The sequence below is a fragment of the Comamonas suwonensis genome (assembly GCF_012844455.2).
Lineage (GTDB): Bacteria > Pseudomonadota > Gammaproteobacteria > Burkholderiales > Burkholderiaceae_C > Comamonas > Comamonas suwonensis.
Map to the genome: position 1 here is coordinate 169,296 of NZ_JABBCQ020000003.1, position 21,243 is coordinate 190,538.

Below are 21,243 nucleotides of genomic sequence, written 5' to 3' on the forward strand. Positions count from 1 at the left end.
GAGCTGTCATGCCTTGGACCCAAGATCAGATGGCCGCGCGCGCGGCCCAAGAACTCGAAGACGGCTTCTACGTCAACCTCGGTATCGGCATTCCCACCCTGGTGGCCAACCACACCGGTGACAAGGAAGTGTGGCTGCAGTCCGAGAACGGCATGCTGGGCATTGGCCCCTTCCCGACAGAAGACCAGGTCGACGCTGACCTGATCAACGCCGGCAAGCAGACCGTGACGACCATTGCGGGCTCGTCCATCTTTGGCAGCGACCAGTCGTTTGCCATGATTCGCGGCGGCAAAATCAACCTGTCCATTCTGGGGGCCATGCAGGTGTCCGAAAAGGGCGACCTGGCCAACTGGATGATTCCCGGCAAGATGGTCAAGGGCATGGGCGGAGCCATGGATCTGGTGGCTGGCGTCAAGCGCGTGATCGTATTGATGGAGCATGTGGCCAAGAAAAAGGACGGCACCACCGATCTGAAGATTTTGCCTGCCTGCACCCTGCCACTGACTGGCGTGGGCGTGGTCGGCCGCATCATCACCGATCTGGGCGTGATGGACGTGACTCCCGAAGGCCTGAAGCTGGTGGAATTGGCCGACGGCGTGAGCTTTGAAGAGATTCAGTCCAAGACCGGCGTGACGCTGATCCGATAAGCAAGTCAGCGCTGAACCCTAGAAGAACCGCCGAGGCGGTTCTTTTTTTTATGCCGAATCTGCATATTTGATAGCTGCAATCGCATATGGATAAAGCGTTGCAAGCTGTTTATGCTGAATAAAGTTACAAAAAATAATTCAATCTGCAACAATTGGGTTTGATTGAGCAGACAGAAACAGAGTGCTTTGATGAGTGAGAACGCTGGTGCTTCAGGGCACGAGACCGATGTACATTTTTTGCGCGCAGTCACCGATATGGCCGAGCATACGGAGGTGATGACAGGTGACGCAATCTATACCGAGAAGGGCATGAAGCTGGTGGACAAAGGTACACGTGTGGACAGCCGTCTCTATGACCGTCTGGTCATGCACAAGCTGCGTGACCCGATTGATGCCAACCTGATCACGGGTAACTTGGTCGATGTGGCTTCGCTGATGACCTTGGCACGACAGCAGTGCGAGCAGGTCGAGTTGCTGGTCCGCATGGTCAAGTCCATGGGTGATCTGGAGCGCCTGCTGGCACCGCTCAAGGGCTTGCTGCTGCCCCAGGCCATCGCCTTCAAACTCACTGTCATGCGCGAGCAGCGCGAGGATCTTTATCACCACAGCCTGCAAATGGCGCTGGTGTCGATTTTCCTGGCCCTCAAGAATGGCTGGACCGAGCGCGAATGCGTGCCGCTGGCCACTGCGGCACTGTTGCACGATGTGGGCATGCTCTATATGGACCCCGCGTGGACCGATCCTGAGCACCGCCTGAGCGGCGAAGAGCGCAAGCATCTGGTCGCGCATTCGGTCACCGCCATGCTGGTGGTGCGCAGCACCGAGCTGTATTCGCGTGCCGTCGAAATCGCCGTACTGGAACACCATGAGCGCATGGACGGCTCCGGCTATCCGCGCGGCATCAAGGGCAACGCCATTTCGCCCATGGGGCAGGTGCTGTTGCTGGCCGAGGTGGTGTCGGCCTTCTTCGAGAAGTTCACCGATATGCCCGGTCAGCGCCTGTCACTGATGCTGCGCATGAACCACAAGAGCTATCCGGCCGATCTGGTGCACCTGATCCTGCCGCTGCTCTATGACGAAATCAGCCCTGGTCAGCCGCTTGAGCCGCTGCAGGCCGAGTTCTCGCACAGCATCGCCGCACTCGAGGCTGCAATGCGCAAATGGACGGAACTCAAAAGCGACTTCCCCGAGCAATGGCAGCAAATGCCCGATGCACAGGCTGCGGTGTTGGTGGAAGCCAGCCTGGCGCAGCTGCAAAAGCAACTGGCCGAAGCGGGTTCACACCCCAGCCAGCAGATGGATGTGCTGAGCTACCTCAAGGACGATGCGCTGGGCATGAGCGAGCTGGCGCTGGTCAACCGTGAAGCCCTGTGGCAGCTGCAGGCCACCATGAACGATTGTCTGCGCCGCCGGCCGGCGCCGGATCACGGTGGATCGATGTTTGATGTCGCAGCGGTCGACTGGTGCGAGGCCTGTGCCCAGCTGATGCCGCATGCGGGTGCAGCAGGGGTGCATGCTGGAAAGCAGTCACTGAACTGACCGCGTTGCGGCGAAAGAGACAGAGTCTGTCAACTCAAATTTGATAGCTGAAGGCGCTTGAACAGAAAGCGAAAAGCCGCGATTTCAATCAAAATTTTTTGCATTACGCCGCGATGCGGTGTGCTTTCCCTTGCCTGCTTTCGTTTTTTTGAACATTCAATTTTGATAGTGCATGGCTGTTGAGGCCAAAGGGCTGTGGGCATCTGCCGCCTTGCATCGGACCTTGTTTTGCGGAAAAACACAGATAACTGTATATTTGTACAGTATTTTGGAGTTGCTGCATGAACACCCAATCCTTGACCTCTTTTGTACGCTCTGGCGCAAGGCCCGGTATGGCCGTGTCTGGCCCGCTGAGGACCGATGCTGAGCAGGGCACCAAAGTAGGTTCACGGCCTGCGGGTGCATCGGCCATACAGATTCCTGGTGTCTGGCGCGGCACGGACTGGCAACTGGACAGCGGCCAGACTGTCTGGCCCAGCGGCCATGCGGCTCTGGACCGGGAGCTGCCCGGTGGTGGCTGGCCTGGCAATGCCTTGATTCAGGTGCAGCAGCCAGCGCATTGCCATGCGGAATGGTCCTTGCTGCTGCCCGCCCTGGCGAAGCGGGTGCATCGGCTGGCGGGACGGCAGACGGAGAAGTTGGTACTGGTGGCACCGCCTTATCTGCCGTTTGCCCCGTCCTTGCAGGCTGCGGGCCTGGATTCTGAGCGCCTGTGCTGCGTTCGGCCAGATCGTTCTGCGCAGGAACTGGCCTGGGCCTGCGAGCAGGCCCTGCATTGCCGCGATGTGCTGGCGGTGCTGGCCTGGCTGCCCGGTCTTCCCTTGTCGGCACAGCGGCGCCTGCAGCTGGCGGCGGCCTCCCAGGGCCGACCGATCTGGTTATGGCAAGAGCTGGATTCCACATTGCACAGCTCGCCTGCCGCATTGCGGCTCAGGGTGGAAAGAGCTGCGCCGGACGCTGCGGCCCGCCATATGCCTGGTTTGCAGCTTCAGATACTGAAGCGCCGCGGCCCTTTGCTGGAAAAGCCGGTGCAGCTATCACTTCTGCAATGGGCATGGCTGCCGGTGCTTCAGGCCCAGGCACACAGACAGGCACGCCAGAGCGAGGATGCCGCCATGCTGAGGCAAGGGCGAGTGGCTTCGCCTGTGATGGCTTCTCACTGGGCGGCGGAGGCATGATATGGGTGACTGTGCTCACTGGATTGCCTGGCCTGCGGCCTGCTTGAGCGCTCAGACGCCGATTCCCGACAGCGCCTGCTGGTGGGCACTGGAGTTCTCGCCGCGTGTGGTTCTGCTGGAAGACGCGCTGCTCATGGAAACCAGCATGGTGCAGCGCCTGTGGGGCGGCATCGAGGCCATGCTGGAGCGACTGGACCAGTCCTTTGCCCAAGTCTGTGCGGCAGCGCCGGGGCAGGCATCGGAGCCGCAGTCGCTGCGCGCTCAAGGTCTCACGGCCTGGCAGGCGCTGGCCCGGCTCAGACTGCAGCAAAAATGCACAGAGCAAGGGCGCAAGCTTGCTTTACGGGAGGAAATCGATTCGCTACCGCTGTGGACCCTGACGGCTTTGCAGCAGCACAGTGCCGTGCTGCTGCGCCTGGGCTGCCAGACCTGGGGCGATGTGCGCGCCTTGCCGCGCGCAGGCGTGTCGCGCCGCCTGGGGACCAGAACTTTGCGCGTGCTCGACGAGGCTTATGGCGTGCTGCCCCAGCCGCTGGACTGGCTGCAGCTGCCACAGCAGTTTGTGCAACGCCATGATCTGGGTTACCCGGCTCACAGCGCCGATGCGGTACTCCAGGCTGCTCAGCCTCTGCTGCGGGCGCTGCAGTCCTGGTTGCAGGCCAGGCACCATGCGGTGCTGGTACTGCAATTGCGCTGGCATCATGATCTGCGCCGTATCGATGGGCAGGAGCTGCCGCCCTGGGATGGGCTTGGTATCCGCACGGCCCAGCCCACGCAGGCCATGGATCATTTGCAGCGTCTGTTGCGTGAACAGCTGGGGCAGCGGCGCTGGCGCGCGCCCGTTGACATGCTGGAGCTGCGGGCGCTGGAGACGATACCTTGGTCTGCCGAGCCGCAGAGCTGCCTGCCGGAGCCGTCGGGGCACGGCATGTCTGACAGCCTGGCCTGGCATGAGTGGGTGGAGCGCCTGAGTGCCCGCTGGGGCGGTGATGCCGTGCAAATGGTCCAGTCTCGTGCCGACCATCGGCCCGAGGCCATGCAGCGCTGGCAAAGTGCGGCGGCCTTGCTGCAGAGCCCAAAGCCCGCAGGGACGAGAAGCCGCCAAACCCGCTGCGCCGACCCCTGGCAAGCTTTGTGGCCGCCCTGGTTGCTGCCACAGCCTCAGGCCTTGGAGGTGGAGGGCAATCGCCCGCATTGGCTTGGGCCGCTACAGCTCAAGGCGGGCCCGTATCGCCTCGAGGCGGGTTGGTGGGATGGCGAGAACAAAGGGCAAGCGGATGCACAACCTGGTTCACAGACCGGGCTGGCGGTGCGCGACTATTTCGTGGCCTATAACGCCGTGGTCGGACATGTCTGGATTTATCGCGAGCGTGTCCGGGTCGATCCTTCCAGGCGCATGGCAAGCGGCTCCCTCAACTGGTTTGTCCAGGGCATCTATGGCTGAGTCGATCATGGACCCGTTGCTTGCTCCAGCCCTGTTGCCTTCTGCGCTACCGCCAGCGGTCACACTGGCAAGCCCCAAGGCTTCGGCTATGGGCAGGGGGCCTTTGGTCTATGCGGAGCTGCACTGCTTGTCGCATTTCAGCTTTATGCGTGGCGCATCCTCTCCGGCGGAACTGGTGCAACGCGCCAAAGGTCTGGGCTATGCGGCGTTGGCACTGACCGATGAATGCTCGGTGGCCGGCGTCGTGCGTGCTTTCGAGGCGGCGCGAGACTGCGACCTGCATCTGATCTACGGCAGCGAGTTCGTCTGGGGCTCACTCAAGATCGTGGCGCTGGCGCGCGATCTTCAGGGCTGGAGCAATCTCTGTGAATTCATCACCGCCGCCCGCAGCCGGGCCGCCAAAGGTGCTTATGTGGTTGATGATGCCAGTCCCTGGCATCTGCTGCGTCAGGGCTGTGAATGCCTGCTGCTGCCGCAGCGCAGTCAGTTGAATGCTTCTGATTGGATAGCTATCAGCGCTTGCCTGAAAAGCGTTTCAGAGCATTTTTCTGCTGAAAATCTATGGCTGGGTGTGGAGCTGCATCTGGAGCCCGATGACAGTCTGTGGCTGCACAGCCTGCAGCAAGTGGCTGCAGATCTGGGGCTGCCGCTGCTGGCCTGTGGCGATGTCCATATGCATGCACGCTCGCGCAAGCCGCTGCAGGATGTGGTGACCGCTGTTCGTCTAGGGCGGACGGTTGCCGAGTGCGGTTTTGCGTTGCAGCCCAATGCCGAGCGACATCTGCGTTCGCGTCTGCGGCTGGCTTCGCTCTATCCCAGGGCCATGCTGGAGGCGACGCTGGAGTTGGCCGGGCGTTGCCGCTTTCGCCTGGATGAGATCGGCTACGACTATCCGCAGGAGAGCGTGCTGCCGGGGATGACGGCCACGCAGACCCTGGCCTGGCTGACCTGGGAGGGCGCGGCAGGCCGCTATCCCCAAGGTATTCCCGAGGACGTGCATCGCCAGCTTCTCAAAGAGCTGGCGCTGATTGCGGATCAGAAGTACGAGATGTACTTTCTCACCGTGCATGACATCGTGCGCTATGCGCGCAGCATCGGCATTCTCTGCCAGGGGCGAGGCTCGGCGGCCAACTCGGTGGTTTGCTACTGCCTGGGCATCACGGCGGTGAACCCGAAAGGCAACCATCTGCTGTTCGAGCGTTTTATCAGCAAAGAGCGCAAGGAGCCGCCCGATATCGATGTGGACTTCGAGCATGCGCGGCGCGAGGAGGTGATTCAGTACATCTATGACAAATACGGGCGCGACCGCGCTGCGCTCACGGCCGTGGTCAGCTGCTGGCGCAGCCGCAGTGCGCTGCGCGATGTGGGCAAGGCGCTGGGGCTGCCGGCGGATCTGATCGATGCCCTGGCCAAGGGGCAGTACTGGTTCAGTGAGCATGCCCAGGCACAAGCACAGACGCATGCCGAGGCGCTGGATTCGGCCGAAGAGGATCACGCCCCTGAAGTCCTGCCCGAAGACTGGGTGGAGCGCAAGCTCAAGGAGGCCCAGGTACTGACTCAGGAAAAAGACTGGGCCGTCGGCGCGCACCAGTTGCGTCTCTGGATAGAGCTGGCCTGGCAGCTCAAGGACTGCCCGCGGCACCTGAGCCAGCATGTGGGCGGTTTTGTGCTGACCGAGGGCAAGCTCACGCGACTGGTGCCCGTGGAGCCTGCCACCATGGACAAGCGCTCCATCATTCAGTGGGACAAGGACGATCTCGACATCGTGGGTCTGCTCAAGGTCGATGTGCTGGCCCTGGGCATGCTCACCATGCTGCGCACCGCATTGAATGAGCGCGCGCTGGCGCGGCGAGTTATGGGCGCTGCATCAGATTCCCCAGGAGGATCCGGCCACCTACGCCATGATTTGCCGCGCCGATACCGTGGGCACCTTCCAGATCGAGAGTCGGGCCCAGATGAGCATGTTGCCGCGCCTGCTGCCGCGCACTTTTTATGATCTGGTGGTCGAGGTCGCCATCGTGCGGCCCGGTCCGATTCAGGGCGGCATGGTCCACCCCTATCTGCTGGCACGCGAGCGTGCACGCCGTGAGCTGCCGCTCAAGCTGGAAAAGCCGGAGCTTGAAAAAGCACTCAAGCGCACCTTGGGTGTGCCCATTTTTCAGGAGCAGGTGATGCAGATCGCCATTGAGGCTGCTGGCTTTTCGCCGGGCAGGGCGGACGAATTGCGCCGCTCCATGGCCGCCTGGAAGCGAAAGGGTGGGGTGCATCGCTTTCGAGATGAGCTCGTTGGCGGCATGCAGGCCAAAGATTACAGTCCCGAATTTGCCAATGCCATCTTTCAGCAGATGCTGGGTTTTGGCGAATATGGTTTTCCTGAAAGCCATGCCTATAGCTTTGCGCTGCTGGCCTATGCCAGCGCCTGGCTCAAGCGACACGAGCCTGCCATTTTTCTGCAGGCGCTGCTCAACGCCCAGCCCATGGGTTTTTATTCGCCTTCGCAGCTTGTGCAGGATGCGCGGCGCCATGGCGTGCAGGTGCTGCCCGTGGATGTTTGCCACAGCCACTGGCTATGCACGCTGGAAGCACCTTTGCAGACCCTGCGCGGCGTGGAGCAGCCTCAGCCTGCCGTGCGCCTGGGGCTGAATCGGGTCGCCAGGCTGGGCAAAGCTGCAGCGCTACGCATTGAGGAGCGGGCAGCGCAATCCCCATGGGCGGATGTGGCCGATCTGGCGATCAGAGCCGGGCTGGACAAGGCGGATATGGAAGCCCTGGCTGCCGCCGATGCGCTGCGCAGTCTGGCCGGTCACCGACGTCAGCAGATGTGGGATGCTGCGGCCCAGACGGCCTTGCCACCCATTTTTGCCCAGGTACCGATTCACGAGACGCCACTGGAATTGCCTCCGGCGAGAGAGGGCGAGGAAATCATGTTCGACTACGCCGCCACGGGGCTGAGCCTGCGCCGTCATCCGCTAGCCCTGCTGCGCCCCAAGTTGGCAAGCCATGGCCTGAAAACCGCAGCCGAGCTGCGCCAGATGTCGCCGGGCCAGAAGGTGCGGGCCTGCGGCATCGTCACCGTGCGCCAGCGCCCGCCCACGGCCAAGGGCACGCTGTTCATCACCCTGGAAGATGAAACCGGCGTCATCAATCTCGTAGTCTGGGCCCAGACCTTTGCCCGCTGGCAAACGCCGTTGCTGGTCTCGCGCCTGCTGGCCGTGGAAGGCGTATGGCAGACAAGTACAGCACCTCAGCTGAATGCCGAGGTGCATGAGGCAAAACATGTTCATACCCAATCAGAGAAAGCGCCTGCTGCTCACCATTTGGTAGTGATGCGAGCCAGGGATATGACACGCTGGCTGGGGCGTTTTGCGCAAGTGGGATTGAGCAGCCGCGATTTTCATTGAGGCTGTTGCTTGGATGGCAGTAGCTGTGGCGAAAGCGCTTGAGTTGTACGGCTGTCAACCAGAAAACTGAGTTGGCGCTTGCCGAAGCAGTCCGAAAACAGAAACCGAGTCGGCAAGAAGATGCCTTGTTCAACAGAGAAACCGGCGAAGCAGCAAGAACGTAGTCGGCTTGCCATGCTCTGGTTTCTATGTATTTCAAATGACGAATAAAGAAAGGACAATGAATCAAAATTTGTTGAGCAATCCATTGTGTTTCGATGATGAATTGCTTGTGATCCCTGCTGAATATTGCACACCATGAATCTGAGTCCAGCCGCCCTTTCACGACGCACCTTGTTTGCCTGCGCTGCAGCCTTGCTGGGAGGCTCGCTGCATGCGCAAACCGCCTATCCCAGCAAACCGATTCGCATCGTGGTGGCCTACGCGCCCGGAGGCTCGGTCGATATGGTGGGGCGCGTGATTGGCGATGTTTTGGCCAAGCAGCTTGGCACCACCGTGGTGATTGAGAACGTGCCCGGCGCCGCAGGTGTGGTGGGCGCGCAGCGTGTGGTATCTGCCAAGCCCGATGGCTATACCTTGCTGGCAGGTTCCAGCAACGAGATGGCCGGTACCAAGTTTGTCAACGCCGCGCAAAAATATGACCCTGCAGTCGACCTGACGCCGATTTCTTTGACGGCTTCGGCACCCAATCTGTGGGTGGCTGGCGCCCATGTGCCGGTCAAGAATATCGATGAGTTCATCAAGCTGGCCAAGGCCCATCCCGGCAAGTACAGCTACGGCAGCCCGGGCATTGGTTCCACGCCGCATTTTTCAGGCGAGCTGATCAAGAAGACCGCCGGCATCGATCTGGCCCATATCCCCTATAAAGGCTCGCCTGCGATGACCGCTGATCTGGGTGGCGGCAATCTGGATTTCGCCATTCTCTCTCCCATGGCATCGGCTCCTCTGGTGCAATCGGGCAAGATCAAAATCCTGGGTGCCACTACGGCCGAGCGCATCGGCACCTTGAAGAACGTGCCCGCGCTGGCCGAGCATCCTGCGCTCAAAGGCTATGCCCTCAGCGGCTGGTTTGCGCTGGCGGCCCCCAAGGGCGTTCCCGCAGATATCGTCGCCAGCTTGCAAAAAGCGGTGCAGGCCGGTCTGGCCGATCCGGCCATCCGCCAGAGGCTGGAAGTTGCAGGCACCCCGCCAGCCAGCGGCACCGAAAGCCTTGCCCAGGTCATTCGCACCGACATGGGAAAATATGCCGAACTGGTGAAGTTTGCCAAGATTACGCCAGATAACTGAGCGGCATTTCGCTGTGCATAAAACGCCTCCTTGCGAGGCGTTTTTTTGATTAAAGCCACTTGGCTGGCGTGCCTATGGCCTGCGTCAAACGCTTTCCAATGAATAGTCGCTAGACGTCACAGAAGCAGTGCTCTGCAGGTGCATTCTTCAATGTCTCCCTCTTGTGCACCGTCTTTGGGCTGCTCTGGTTGAAATGCCTCAAATGCGGGCACATCGCTCAGTTCGCCTGCACCACGAAGGGGAACTGCTTTGATTTCCTGCATGCAGGTCAGGGCTGATCGTCTCTGAAGTGCTGCAAATCTGCAGGGAATACCCGCTTCTGGCACGGCTTTCGCTTATCTACATTCTTGTATGCAAGTTTTTGAAGAACTTGCATACAAGAATTTCTAACTTGCGAAAGACGACTATGCGCCGCTTTGCCAAATCACTTTTCGGACAGGTGGTGATCGCACTCATCTTGGGTGTGCTCGCCGGACTATTGGCCCCTGAATGGGCCGCGAAACTCAAGCCCTTGGGCGATGCTTTCATCAAACTGATCAAGATGATCATCCCCGTGCTGGTGTTCTGCGTGGTGGTGCATGGCATCGCGGGCGCTGGCGATCTCAAGCGCGTGGGCCGCGTTGGCGTCAAGGCGCTGATCTACTTTGAAGCGCTGACCACCATTGCCTTGGTGCTGGGTCTGGTGCTTGCCTTTGTGTTCCAGCCCGGCACGGGTATGAACGTGGACACGAGCAAGCTCGATGCCTCGGCCATGAGTGCCTATGCCAGCAATGCCGACAAGCTGACCAGCGTCGGCACGGTGGACTTTTTGATGAAGCTCATACCGACCACCGTGGTCCAGGCCTTCGCCACAGGCGATGTGCTGCAGGTGCTGTTGTTTGCCGTGCTGTTTGGCTGCGGCCTGAGCATGCTGGGCGAGCGCGCTGCTCCCGTTAGCTTGCTGATTGACACCTTGTCCCATGTGCTGTTCAAGATCATGGGCATCATCATCAAGCTGGCACCTCTGGGTGTGCTGGGTGCGATCTCCTTCACGGTGGGCCAGTACGGCATAGGCTCGCTCAAGCAGTTGGGCATGCTGGTGCTGCTGTTCTATGTGGCCGTGGCCTTCTTCGTTTTCGTGGTGCTGGGCCTGGTGATGCGTCTGTCGGGCTTTAGCCTGATCAAGCTGCTGCGCTATCTGCGTGAGGAGCTGGCCGTGGTTTTTGCCACCACATCTTCCGACAGCGTGCTGCCCCAGATCATGGCCAAGCTGCGCAACATGGGCGTGCGTGACTCCACCGTGGGCCTGGTGATTCCCACGGGCTACTCCTTCAACCTCGATGCCTTCTCCATCTACATCACGCTGGCGGCCGTGTTCATCGCCCAGGCCACGAACACGCCCATCAGCATGGCGGACCTACTGACCATTCTGGCCATCGCTCTGGTGACTTCCAAAGGCGCCCATGGCGTGCCGGGCTCGGCCATCGTGGTGCTGGCGGCCACCTTGCATGCGATTCCGGCGATCCCCGCCATCGGGCTGGTGCTGGTATTGTCTGTAGACTGGTTCATGGGCATTGCCCGCGCCGTCGGTAATCTGATCGGCAACTGTGTGGCCACCGTGGCCATCGCCGCTTGGGAAGGTGATATTGATCGCGAGCGTGCCCATGCGGTGCTCGACGGCCTGGTTGACAGTCCCGAGTCTGCCGATGCTCCCGTTCCAGCGCCGCTTGCCCAGCCGGCATCCCCCATCCTTCCTGCTCACCCCGTCGCCTAATGAATCCTGTAAGCCCCCTGCATATCGCCGAGCGCGTGGTTGAATCCATACTGGCCCAGAAGCTGGCGCCCGGCGAGAGGCTGGGGGAGCAGGAACTGGCCGACACCTTTGCCGTCAGCCGCACCATGGTGCGCGAGGCGCTGATGCAGCTTCAGGCGCGCGGCTTTGTGCAGGTTCAGCCGCGCCGGGGCTGGTATGTGGTGCAGCCCACTGTCGAGGAAGCGCAGGACGCTTTTGCAGCGCGGCGCATCATAGAGACCGGCATATTGAGTGAAGCTGGCCGCCCCATGCAAAGCGTGATCGGCCAGCTGCGCCGCCACATTGCCCAGGAAAAGCAGGTCATAGAAGGCGCAGACGCTGCCACACGTGCCTTTTTGCTGGCCGACTTCCATGTCTGTCTGGCCGAGCAGATGGGGCACCGCCTGCTGGCATTGACGCTGCGCGATCTCACGGCACGCACCACGCTGGCTGCCACGCTCTATCAGTCCACGCACAGTGCAAACCAGTCCTGTGCCGAGCATGAGCGCATCGTGGCCGCTCTTGAGCGTGGCGATACCGAGCAGGCCAAAACTCTGATGCTGGAACACATCGGCATGGTGGAGCGCTCGCTGGATATCCGTCCGCCCGAGCCTCCACCCGGTGCCAGCGAGCGCTTGCGTGCCACGCTGGCACCGGTGGGTACAGAGCTGCTTGCCGATTCGTTGATGGACACAGTGCAAAAAACCGCTGTCTGAGCGGCGCTTGATTTCGTGCTTGCGGCCCCTGGGCTTCGCCCTGGGGGGCAGCTTCACTTGCTTTGACCCTTGGTTTGAACCTGTGCCAGCAACTGCCTGCAATTCACGTCGTCGTCGGCGGCGGGTACGGTCAGCGGTAGCAAAGCCAGGGCGGCTGGTGCAAAAACTGCGGCGGCTACCGCAGCACCGGCGCGGGCTACCAGGGGACCTGGCTCCAGGCCTACGTCGGGTTTGGCAAAGCTGCCGCGCACATACAGCGGTGTGCGCAGGGAAAAAAACTTCCACTTGAGTGCTTCGGGCACGATTCGCAAATCCAGTGTCTCCTGCGCCAGGTTGATCTGGCCGCTGGCTTCCACGATCGCTTCGGTGGTTGCCAGTTTGGCGCTGCGGGGGCGGGCCATGCCGTTTTGCACCTGAAGGTCTGCAATGGCGCAGCGCAGTTGCACTTCCTTGTCCGAGCCAAACAGCTTGGAGACGATGACGGAGCCCACGTTCAAGCCTGCCAGATCGAGGAGCTCGCGGCTGAACGTGCCTTCGCGCACATAAAGCCGCACCGAACCGTTGCCGCTTCCCAGCCATTGCGCCAGCGATTCGCCACGGCCTTCCAAGGCGATGGCTCCATCCAGGCGACCCAGGCTTTTCTTCATTTTCTCGATCTTGGGAAAGAGCGCCGACAGCTTGAGTGCATTGACCCGGCCCTTGATCTGGGCAGCCACGGGCTTGGCATGGCTGTCCACCGTGGTGCTCAGGTCCAGCGTTCCCTGGGCGAAGCCGAACTGCAGCGGTGAGAGCGTGAGCTTGCCGTTGTCGAGCTGGGCACGCAATTTGAGATTTTGCAGGGGCAGGGCGTCGGGGCGCAGGATATGGCCGCTTTCATAGTGAAGATCCATATCCATCTTGTCCCACTTATCCGTGTCAAAGCGGATTTGCGGCAACACCTTGCCGTTGTGCACCTCGGGCTTGGCGCTGCTGCCCGAAGGTGCTGCTCCAATCGTCGGCCCCAGATCCTGCAGGCGCAGTTGTTTGGACGAAATATGGCCGCTGAGCTTTGGCCTGGGCTTGGCAGACTGGTAATGCAGATCACCGCGTACATCGCTTTGGCCCACCTTGCCTTGAAAATTTTCATAATTCCAGACGGCCTTGCCCGGTTGCAGGCTGCCGATCAGGTGGCCGTTGGTTTCAAACGGCGGCGAGGCAGGAAGCAGCAAGCCGGTGAGCTCAAACAGATCGGCCATGCTGCTGCCGCGCAGCCGTACCTGAAAGTCCAGTCCCTCCAGCCTCTTGGGATTGTCGAGAAAGCCTTCTGCAAAGGCCTGCAGACTGCCTGCTCTGGCCGATATACGCAGCGGAAAGTGCAAGCGCTCTTGCTGCAGGTCCAGCACCGGGCCTGCCAGTCCTTGTGCCTGAATCTGCGCCCGTTTTCGGTGATCTTGCTCCATATAGCCAGCCAGCCCGAAGCGTATGCCGTAGGGCTGAGTTGCGGTGACCGGCTGGCGCAAGCTGTCTATCCGCGCACGCACGGCCATGCGCTTGACACCATCGACCCAGCCGATAACGCCATGGCGTATGTGCAACTGGCCCAGTTGGAAGCTCCAGGGTGGACCATTGTTTTCAGGCGTTTTGAATGCCCAGTTGACTTGGCCTGACTTGTTGCGGGCCAGAACCATGTCCGGAGCTTCCAGCACCAGCTGATCGAGCTGAATATGCCGTGCAAGCAGTGGCAGCAGCCGCAGGCTGGCGGTGGCGCTGGCGGCCGTAGCCATGGTGGTGTCGGAGCGCTGCGGAGCTTGCTCGCCGGACTCGGCGATTTCATCGCGCTCATCCTGTGTATTCGTGATGTCGGTCGCCGTGCCTGGCTTTGCGGCCGGCTCGCGGTTTGGCAAGCGTCCTGTATTGAGTTCTGTGGGTACCGCTGGTAGGGCCGGCAAGTCGTCGCTGCCCTGGTTGGGCAGCTGTGCAATCTGCCAGCCCTGGGGTTGGGAAATACGCAGTTGCCCGGCGCTCACCACCACGCCTGGAATCCAGTGCTTCCAGCCCGTGTCTAGCGGCTGCGGCCAGGTCCAGTTCAGCTGAAGGTCGCCTTCCACAGCAAATTCGCGGCCGGTGGCGGCACTGACTTTTTCATTGACCCAGGGCTTGAGCTGGTTCCAATCCATCAAGGCAATGGCGGCGGCGGCCAGGCAGAGCACGACCAAGGTAGCGAATATGGCACTCAGCAGGCGCAGCCAGAGCCTGGGCTTGCGTTGTGCGGTTAGTGGGGCAGAGCGACTTGCAGATTCATTCATTGCAACCATGCTAACGCCCGGCTTACGCCATTTTTGGGGAGCTTGTTTGGCAATCGGCGTAGGCAGGAGATGACGATGCCATGGCAGTGGCACCCCATAGCCGCTCTAAAATGGCGCGCCATGCACAACTCTCATGATCCCAAAGTCTTGCCGCAGCGCGATGGCGTCAGCCCCAGCTGTGTGGTGGCACCCAGTCAGGGTGAGGGCTTGTTGATCGATTTTCTGTGCGAGCGTCTGCACACGGTGGGCCGCGCCGAATGGTTGCGCCGCATGACCGTGGGTGAGATGGTGTGCGAGACGGGAGAGCGCGCAGAGCAGGGCAGCTTGTTTGCCCCCGGCCTGCGCTATTACTACTACCGCAAGCTAGAGAATGAGCCAGAGATTCCGTTTGCGGCCGAGGTCATCTACCGCGACGAGCATTTGCTGGTGGCAGACAAGCCGCATTTCTTGCCTGTGGTGCCTGCAGGCCAGTATCTGCAGAACACCTTGCTGGTGCGCTTGAAACGCGAATTTGATGTGCCCGAGCTCTCTCCCATTCACCGCATAGACCGCGACACGGCAGGGCTGGTGGTGTTTTCGGTGCAGCGCGCTACGCGGGGCGTGTATCAGGCCTTGTTCAGAGAGCGGAGCATTCACAAGACCTATGAGGCGGTGGCACCTTACCGGGCTGATCTGACATTCCCACGTGAGCATGTGAGCCGCATGGAGGAAAGCAGTCAGTTCTTTCGCATGCTTGAAGTGGCGGGCGAGCCCAATAGCCGCACGCAGATGGACATCATCGAGCACAACGACGCATGGGCGCGCTACCGGCTCAGCCCGGTCTCAGGCAAGCGCCACCAGTTGCGCGTGCATATGCTGGCGCTGGGCCTGCCGCTCAAGGGCGATGCGCTTTACCCCGTGGTCAACGATGCGCTGCCGGGTGACTATTCCAACCCCTTGCAACTGCTGGCGCGCAGTCTGGCGTTTGATGACCCCCTGACCGGGTTTCGCCGTGAATTTTTCAGCCGTCGCAACCTGCTGCCGCTGATTTAAAGAACACTTTCGCCGACCCTGAGCAGGTAAGGGGGAAATGTAAGTGAAGCCATTATCGGACAAAGTTGTCCGATAATGGCTTCCATATGTCTACACCACGCCCCCGATCCGCCGAACGTCGCGCCCAGTTGCTGGATGCGGCCGATGCCGTATTTGCCGAGCATGGCGTGACCGCGCCACTGGACTTGATTGTGGAGCGTGCCCAGGTGGGCCGGGCTACGCTGTACCGCCAGTTCCCAGATCGTCAGGCCATCATGCTGGCGCTGCTAGAGCGTTCGGTAGAGAAGACGCGCACCGCTGCCTTTGCGTTGCGCGATGACGATAGTGCCTTCTTCAAGCTGCTGGCGCTGGTGGCAGATCGCATCGCTGTGTCTGCCACGCTGGTCGATTACTGGCGCACGGTAGAGCAGGGTGACGAGAAGATCGCTCGGGCACGCCACCAGATGTGGCGGGTGTTTGAAGAACCCATGAAGCGCGCCGTGGCCAAAGGCCTGTGCAAGCAGACGCTGAACTCCAAAGAGCTTTCGCTGGTGTTTGGCATGCTGGGCGGTGCACTGCGCGGCGAAACCCCCGCGCAGCGCAAACAACTGGCCCGCCGTGCTCTGCAAATCATTCTGGATGGAATCAAGGCCTGAGACGGTATGAGCCAAGCTGCAGCACCAACCCCCAGTACTGCTTCCGCAGCGCCAGCCATCCCTCTGGGCCCTGTCATCTTGCTGCGTCGCCCGCCGGACTGGGCCGAGCATGAAAAACCTGCGCTTCCCGGCTCGCCCGCCATGCCGCATCACCTGCCGTGGGTGCGCGTTTGCTATGGGTTGATTGCCGTCTTGCTCGGGCTGACTGGTGGTCTGGGTAATGCGTTATTTAGCGCCAACCTGCCAACGATTCAGGGGCAGATGGGGCTGACTGCGGTCGAAGCCGCATGGCTGAGTGGGGCCTACGTCATGTTCAATATGACGGCCAATCTGCTGGTCTACAAATTCCGCCAGCAATTTGGCATGCGCTTGTTTACGGAGATCGGGCTGGGTGTTTACGCCGCGCTCAGCGTGCTGCATCTGGTGCTGGGCAGCTATGAAAGCCTTATTTTGCTGCGCGCTGCCAGCGGCTTGGCGGCGGCGGCCTGCACCTCGCTGTGCACGCTCTATATGCTGCAGGCTGCGCCGCGCACCTATGTGCTCAAGATGCTGGTGCTGGGTGTGGGCGTGGTGCAACTGGCGACACCGCTGGCCTGGATCATGTCGCCGGGGCTGCTCTACAACAGCGAATGGCAAAACCTCTATCTGTTTGAAGCCGGGCTGGCGCTGCTTTCATTCGCTGCCGTGGTGGTGCTCAAACTACCCTCGGGCCTGTATATCAAAGCCTTTGAAAAGCTGGACTTCGTCACCTTTTGCCTCATGGTGCCAGGCCTGGGCTTGCTGATTGCCGTGCTGGTACAGGGCTATTCGCGCTGGTGGTTTGATACGCCCGATCTGGCCTGGATGCTGGTGGGAGCGATTGCGCTGCTCAGCACGGCACTCTACATTGAGCACCACCGCGCCAACCCCATGGTTCATACGCGCTGGTTTATGCAGTGGCCTACCGTGCGTTTTGTGGTGGGCGCCATCTTGCTGCGTTTTTTAACGGCCGAGCAAAGCTACGGTGTGGTGGGCTTGATGCGCACGCTGGGCATGACCACCGACCAGATGCAGCCGCTGTTTGGCGTCATCTTGCTGGGCACCATCATCGGGATTGGCTTGTCTGCGGCCACCTTTGGCATTCCTCGTTTGGGCAAGCAGATTCTGGCTGCTCTGGTGCTGCTGGCGCTGGCCGCTTTTCTGGACTTGCACCACAGCAGCCTGGACCGGCCAGCAGACTTTTTCTTCAGCCAGTTTGTGCTGGCCGTCGGCACAGGTATCTTCATGGGGCCGCTGATGATGACGGGGCTGGCACTCGGCCTCAAATACGGTGCCAACCACATGCTCACCGTGGTGCTGACTTTTTCCATGACGCAGGCCATGGGTGGCCTGATCGGCTCGGCCTTGCTGAGCACCTATCAGGCGCACCGGCAGCAGGTTTACTCCGTCGCTCTGGTCGATCAGCTAAAGGCCTCCGACCCGGTGGTGGCCGAGCGGCTCAAGTTGCAGGGGCAGGTCTATGGCCGCGTTACCCCAGACACCGCCATGCGCGCCAGTCAAGGCACTCTTCAGCTGTCGCAAGTCGTGCGGCGCGAGGCCAATGTGCATGCCTATAACGATGTGTTTGCACTGACTGCCTGCATTGCCATGAGCTATTTGCTTTGGCTGCTGTGGGGTGTCTTGAATGTGCGGCGCGCCATGGCCCGGCTGCGCGCGATGACGCGGCTCAGCGGCAATCAAGTGGTGGCTGCAGCAGGTACGGATGGCGTACCCCAGCGTGCGCCATCGGTTGACAGTAGTGTTGTCACGGTTGCAGAGAGATCAACTGATCCATCCCACGCAGGCCGCGTGACCGTCGTCGTGCAGCCCACAGAAACCGATGCTAGTGGCGATGTGGAGGAGGGCCAGCAAACGCCTTGCGCCAGCCCCGTGCAAACGATCGTGATTGAAGGCGAGCAGGCACAGGAGCTGTCTGCCGCAGCCCAAGCGGCAGAGGCGGGTGAACAGGCCGTTCTGGCCAGCCGCGACCCGCTGCAAGACAACCCGCAGGCCCTTGCGCTTGAAGAAGCGCTGGAGCGAAAGATCGTTTCGCAGGCTCCGGCCAATGAACTCAAACCCATAACACCAAGAGATTGAGCATGAGCGACAGTCAAAAAACCACCCCTTCCGCCCAAGCGTCCGGAGCATCGCCTGCACCGGCTCCGGCCGCAACTCCGGCTGCGGCTTTGCCCCCCACGCTCAAGAAGATCAGCCCCTCGTTGCGCAGCGTGCTCATCATGGCCGTGGTGGCGCTGGCCGGCATCTTGCTGGTGTTGCGCGCCTGGAATCTTTTCCCCTTCAACAGCGCGGTGGTGACGACGGACAACGCCTATGTGCGCGGCGCTGTCACCGTGCTGGCGCCACAGGTCAACGGCTATGTGACCGAGGTGCTGGTCAAAGACTACGAGCAGGTCAAAGCGGGTCAGCCGCTGGTGCGTATTGACAGCCGAAGCTATGAAGCGGCCGTGGCGCAAGCCCAGGCCCAGTTGGCCAATGCACAGGCGCAGCTCAGCAATTCCGAACAGGCGCAGGCCCAGAACCGTGCCACGCTGGGTGCCAGTCGCGCGGGTCTGGCGGCGGTGCAGGCTGAGGCCGAACGCTCGCAGGCTGAACTCCAACGTGTGCAGGAGCTGGCCGAGCGCGGCTCGGTTTCATTGAATGAGCGCGACAAGGTGCGTGCCACCTCGCGCATGGCCAGTACCAATGTGGCCAAGGCGCAGGCCGATATCGAAATCAATCAAGAAAAAATCAAGGCCACCACCGTGGGCCGCGACTCGCTCAAGGCCCAGGTGCAAATGGCAGAGGCCCAGCTGCGTCAGGCACAGATCAATCTGGACAACACCGTGGTACACGCTCCCAGCAACGGGCAGGTCAGCGAAGTGTCCGTGCGCATGGGCCAGTACGTGGCGGCGGGCACTCAGCTCATGTATGTGGTGCCACCCTCCTTCTGGGTGGTGGCCAATTTCAAGGAAACGCAGACCGCCCATGTGCAGATAGGTCAGGCCGTGCGCTTCGGCGTGGATGCGCTGGGCGGCGTGCACCTGAATGGCCATGTACAGGAAATCGCTCCGGCCACGGGCTCTGAGTTCAGCGTTCTCAAGGCCGACAACGCCACGGGCAATTTCACCAAGGTGGTGCAACGCCTGCCCATCAAGATATCTATTGATGATGGCCAGGGCGACGCCGCGCGCCTGCGCCCCGGTATGTCGGTGATCGTGCGCCTCGATACGGCACAAAATATGGCGCAAAAAGTAGAGCGGTCTGCGCTTTACCAGAAGGGGGTTAAGGCCGATTTGAGTCAAAAATCTGCAATGCTCGCTGCCAAGCAGGTCAAGCCATGAAACGCTCTATCAATATCCTGATGCGGCGTGCCGTGCCCATGGCAGCAGCGCTGCTGCTGACCGCTTGCAGCGTACCCCGTCTGACCCAGGCACCCACCAGTGCCCAGCCCGCCGTGCCTGAAAGCTGGAGCCAGTCCGGCAACAAGGCTGCGGCCGTGCAAGCCCAGTGGTGGCAAGCCTTTGCGGATGCGCAATTGAGCCGCTGGATCGCGCTGGCGCTGGAGCGCAATAACGACGTACTCATCGCCATGGCACGTGTCGATGAGGCCCGTGCCAATGTCGATGTGGCAGGCGCAGGCGCCATGCCTCAGCTCGCCGTCAGCGCGCCAGGCTCCGCCAACCGCAGCCTGAGCGCCAGAACTGGCCAGATGGTGCATGTGCGCTCAGCCCAGCCTGTGCTGCAAGCCAGTTGGGAGCTGGATTTGTGGAACCGTCTGGGCAGCCTGAGCAAAGCGGCTGATCTGCGCCTGCAAGCTAGTCAGGCCGATCGCGATGCTGTGCAGCTCATGGTGGCCGCCACCACGGCCCAGGCCTATATCGGCCTGCGATCGCTGCAGGCACAAATCGCTGTTGCTCAGTCCACCGTGCATTCGCGTGAAGAGGCCGTGCGCCTGCTTACCGATCAGGTGCGTGTGGGCTATATCTCGCAGTTGCAGCAAAGTCAGGCGCTGGCGGAGCTGGAAAGCGTCAAGCAATCGCTGGAGCAGCTCACTCTGGCGTTGCAGCGCCAGCGCATTGCGCTGATGCAACTGGTGGGTGGCTCTGGTGATGCGCAGGCGCAAGAGCTGGCACAGGCGACGATGGCTGATGGTGCCGCTTTCAGCTCCATGGCCCTGCCTGTGATGCCAGCACCGGGCTTGCCTTCCAGCCTGCTGGAGCGCCGCCCCGACATCGCCCGTGCCCAGCTGCAACTGGCCGCCAGCGACAGCAACCTGGCCGCCCAGCGTGCCGCCTTCTTGCCGCAAGTGAGTTTGAGCGCCAACCTGGGCAGCCTGTTCATCAACGCGCTGGATTACAACCCGGCGCGGATCTGGTCACTGGGCGGCAGCATCCTCGCGCCACTTTTTAGCGGTGGGCGTTTGCAAGGCCAGTTCGATGCCGCCAGCGCCCAGCGCGATCAGGCGGCCTACGCATATCGCGGCGTGGTCATCAAAGCCTTTGGCGATGTGGAGACCGCGCTGGTCAGCACCGAGCATCTGCAAACCCAGTGGCAGCGAGCCAAAGAGCGTGAAAAAGTGCTGAGCCAGACGCTGGGCTTTGCCAAAGATCGCTATGACGCAGGTTACGCCAGCTATCTGGACCAGCTGGATGCACAGCGCAATCTGTTCGGCGTGCAACAAGAAGTGGTGCGCCTGCGCCAGTCACAGCTGGAAAATGCGGTGGTGCTGTATCAGGCGCTGGGCGGCGGCTGGCAGAGCGCAGCGCAGTCGCCAGAGACTCAGGCCGCCTTGAAATAAAACCACGCACCCCAGGCCAGCGCCACCAGTATCAGCGCGAGCCAGAGGATGCCGGGGCTGCTCTTGACCTCACCCGGTGCGCTTGATGCGGCATTGGGCTGGGTGGGTTGATTCAGGGCTGCTTGCAGGTTTAAGGGTTCGCTCTGCATGGCTGCGTCTATGCGCTCCTTGGCTTCGGCCAGTCCAAGCCCTGTGGCTTCTTTGAGCAGCTTGACGGCTTCCAGCTTGTTGCCGCTGGCCATGGCGGCGTGAATGCGCAGCTCGGCGCTGGCGGGTATGGCACTGTTCAATGCCAGCGGTGAATCTGCTGCATCGGCACCAGTATCGGCAGATTCAAGCAGCTGTTTTGCCTCGGCCAGCCCCAGACCGTTTTGCTCACGCAGCATCTTGATGGCCAGCACCTTGCTGCCACTGTTCCAGATGGAGAGGATTTCGGCGGAAACCGGTGTGCTCATGCGCGCTTTCCTTTCAAGCCGGGCCGGCCGGCGGTTG

Annotated in this window: 14 protein-coding genes and 1 pseudogene; 13 read left to right on the plus strand and 2 right to left on the minus strand. The window is 61.2% G+C overall.

Annotated elements, in window-relative coordinates; translation table 11 throughout:
• The first annotated feature begins 8 nt into the window (after positions 1–8).
• The 8 genes and pseudogenes from HF327_RS04555 (at position 9) to HF327_RS04590 (ending at position 11,983) form a co-directional block, all read left to right on the plus strand.
• Positions 9–647, plus strand: a complete 639-nt coding sequence (locus tag HF327_RS04555) for a 3-oxoacid CoA-transferase subunit B (RefSeq protein WP_169107113.1) — start codon at positions 9–11, stop codon at positions 645–647.
• A gap of 189 nt (positions 648–836) precedes the next feature.
• Positions 837–2,186, plus strand: a complete 1,350-nt coding sequence (locus HF327_RS04560) for an HD-GYP domain-containing protein (RefSeq protein ID WP_169107114.1) — start codon at positions 837–839, stop codon at positions 2,184–2,186.
• A gap of 281 nt (positions 2,187–2,467) precedes the next feature.
• On the plus strand, positions 2,468–3,364 hold the full coding sequence (gene imuA / locus HF327_RS04565; protein WP_169107115.1) for a translesion DNA synthesis-associated protein ImuA: 897 nt from the start codon (positions 2,468–2,470) through the stop codon (positions 3,362–3,364).
• A 1-nt stretch (position 3,365) separates the two neighbouring features.
• Positions 3,366–4,808, plus strand: coding sequence for a DNA polymerase Y subunit UmuC family protein (locus HF327_RS04570; protein WP_169107116.1), 1,443 nt, complete (start codon positions 3,366–3,368; stop codon positions 4,806–4,808).
• A pseudogene (gene dnaE / locus HF327_RS04575) lies at positions 4,801–8,209 on the plus strand (DNA polymerase III subunit alpha). The gene HF327_RS04570 and the pseudogene dnaE overlap by 8 nt, the downstream one beginning before the upstream one ends.
• 297 nt (positions 8,210–8,506) lie before the next feature.
• Positions 8,507–9,496, plus strand: coding sequence for a Bug family tripartite tricarboxylate transporter substrate binding protein (locus HF327_RS04580; protein WP_169107117.1), 990 nt, complete (start codon positions 8,507–8,509; stop codon positions 9,494–9,496).
• A 406-nt stretch (positions 9,497–9,902) separates the two neighbouring features.
• Positions 9,903–11,249, plus strand: coding sequence for a C4-dicarboxylate transporter DctA (locus tag HF327_RS04585; RefSeq protein WP_169107276.1), 1,347 nt, complete (start codon positions 9,903–9,905; stop codon positions 11,247–11,249).
• Positions 11,249–11,983, plus strand: coding sequence for a GntR family transcriptional regulator (locus HF327_RS04590; RefSeq protein ID WP_169107118.1), 735 nt, complete (start codon positions 11,249–11,251; stop codon positions 11,981–11,983). Before HF327_RS04585 ends, HF327_RS04590 begins: the two co-directional genes overlap by 1 nt.
• A 53-nt stretch (positions 11,984–12,036) precedes the next feature.
• Here HF327_RS04590 and HF327_RS04595 read toward each other — a convergent pair whose 3' ends face one another.
• Positions 12,037–14,268, minus strand: coding sequence for an AsmA family protein (locus HF327_RS04595; protein WP_169107119.1), 2,232 nt, complete (start codon positions 14,266–14,268; stop codon positions 12,037–12,039).
• A gap of 120 nt (positions 14,269–14,388) precedes the next feature.
• Here HF327_RS04595 and HF327_RS04600 point away from each other — a divergent pair, with 120 nt between their 5' ends.
• The 5 genes from HF327_RS04600 (at position 14,389) to HF327_RS04620 (ending at position 20,751) form a co-directional block, all read left to right on the plus strand.
• A complete protein-coding gene (locus tag HF327_RS04600) occupies positions 14,389–15,300 on the plus strand; it encodes a pseudouridine synthase (RefSeq protein WP_169107120.1) in 912 nt (303 codons plus the stop codon).
• Positions 15,301–15,386: 86 nt separating this feature from the next.
• Positions 15,387–15,935, plus strand: coding sequence for a TetR/AcrR family transcriptional regulator (locus tag HF327_RS04605; RefSeq protein WP_169107121.1), 549 nt, complete (start codon positions 15,387–15,389; stop codon positions 15,933–15,935).
• Positions 15,936–15,941: 6 nt separating this feature from the next.
• Positions 15,942–18,050, plus strand: coding sequence for an MFS transporter (locus HF327_RS04610; RefSeq protein ID WP_236024045.1), 2,109 nt, complete (start codon positions 15,942–15,944; stop codon positions 18,048–18,050).
• Between the two features lie 2 nt (positions 18,051–18,052).
• On the plus strand, positions 18,053–19,294 hold the full coding sequence (locus HF327_RS04615) for an HlyD family secretion protein (protein WP_169107122.1): 1,242 nt from the start codon (positions 18,053–18,055) through the stop codon (positions 19,292–19,294).
• The gene (locus HF327_RS04620) at positions 19,291–20,751 is read left to right on the plus strand and encodes an efflux transporter outer membrane subunit (protein ID WP_169107123.1); all 1,461 of its coding nucleotides are present in this window, start codon (positions 19,291–19,293) and stop codon (positions 20,749–20,751) included. The genes HF327_RS04615 and HF327_RS04620 overlap by 4 nt, the downstream gene beginning before the upstream one ends.
• Here the strand turns inward: HF327_RS04620 and HF327_RS04625 are convergent.
• Positions 20,733–21,206: a ribosomal protein L7/L12 gene (locus HF327_RS04625; protein WP_169107124.1), complete on the minus strand. Its 474-nt coding sequence runs from the start codon at positions 21,204–21,206 to the stop codon at positions 20,733–20,735. The two genes, HF327_RS04620 and HF327_RS04625, sit on opposite strands and share 19 nt — an antisense overlap.
• Positions 21,207–21,243: the final 37 nt, after the last annotated feature.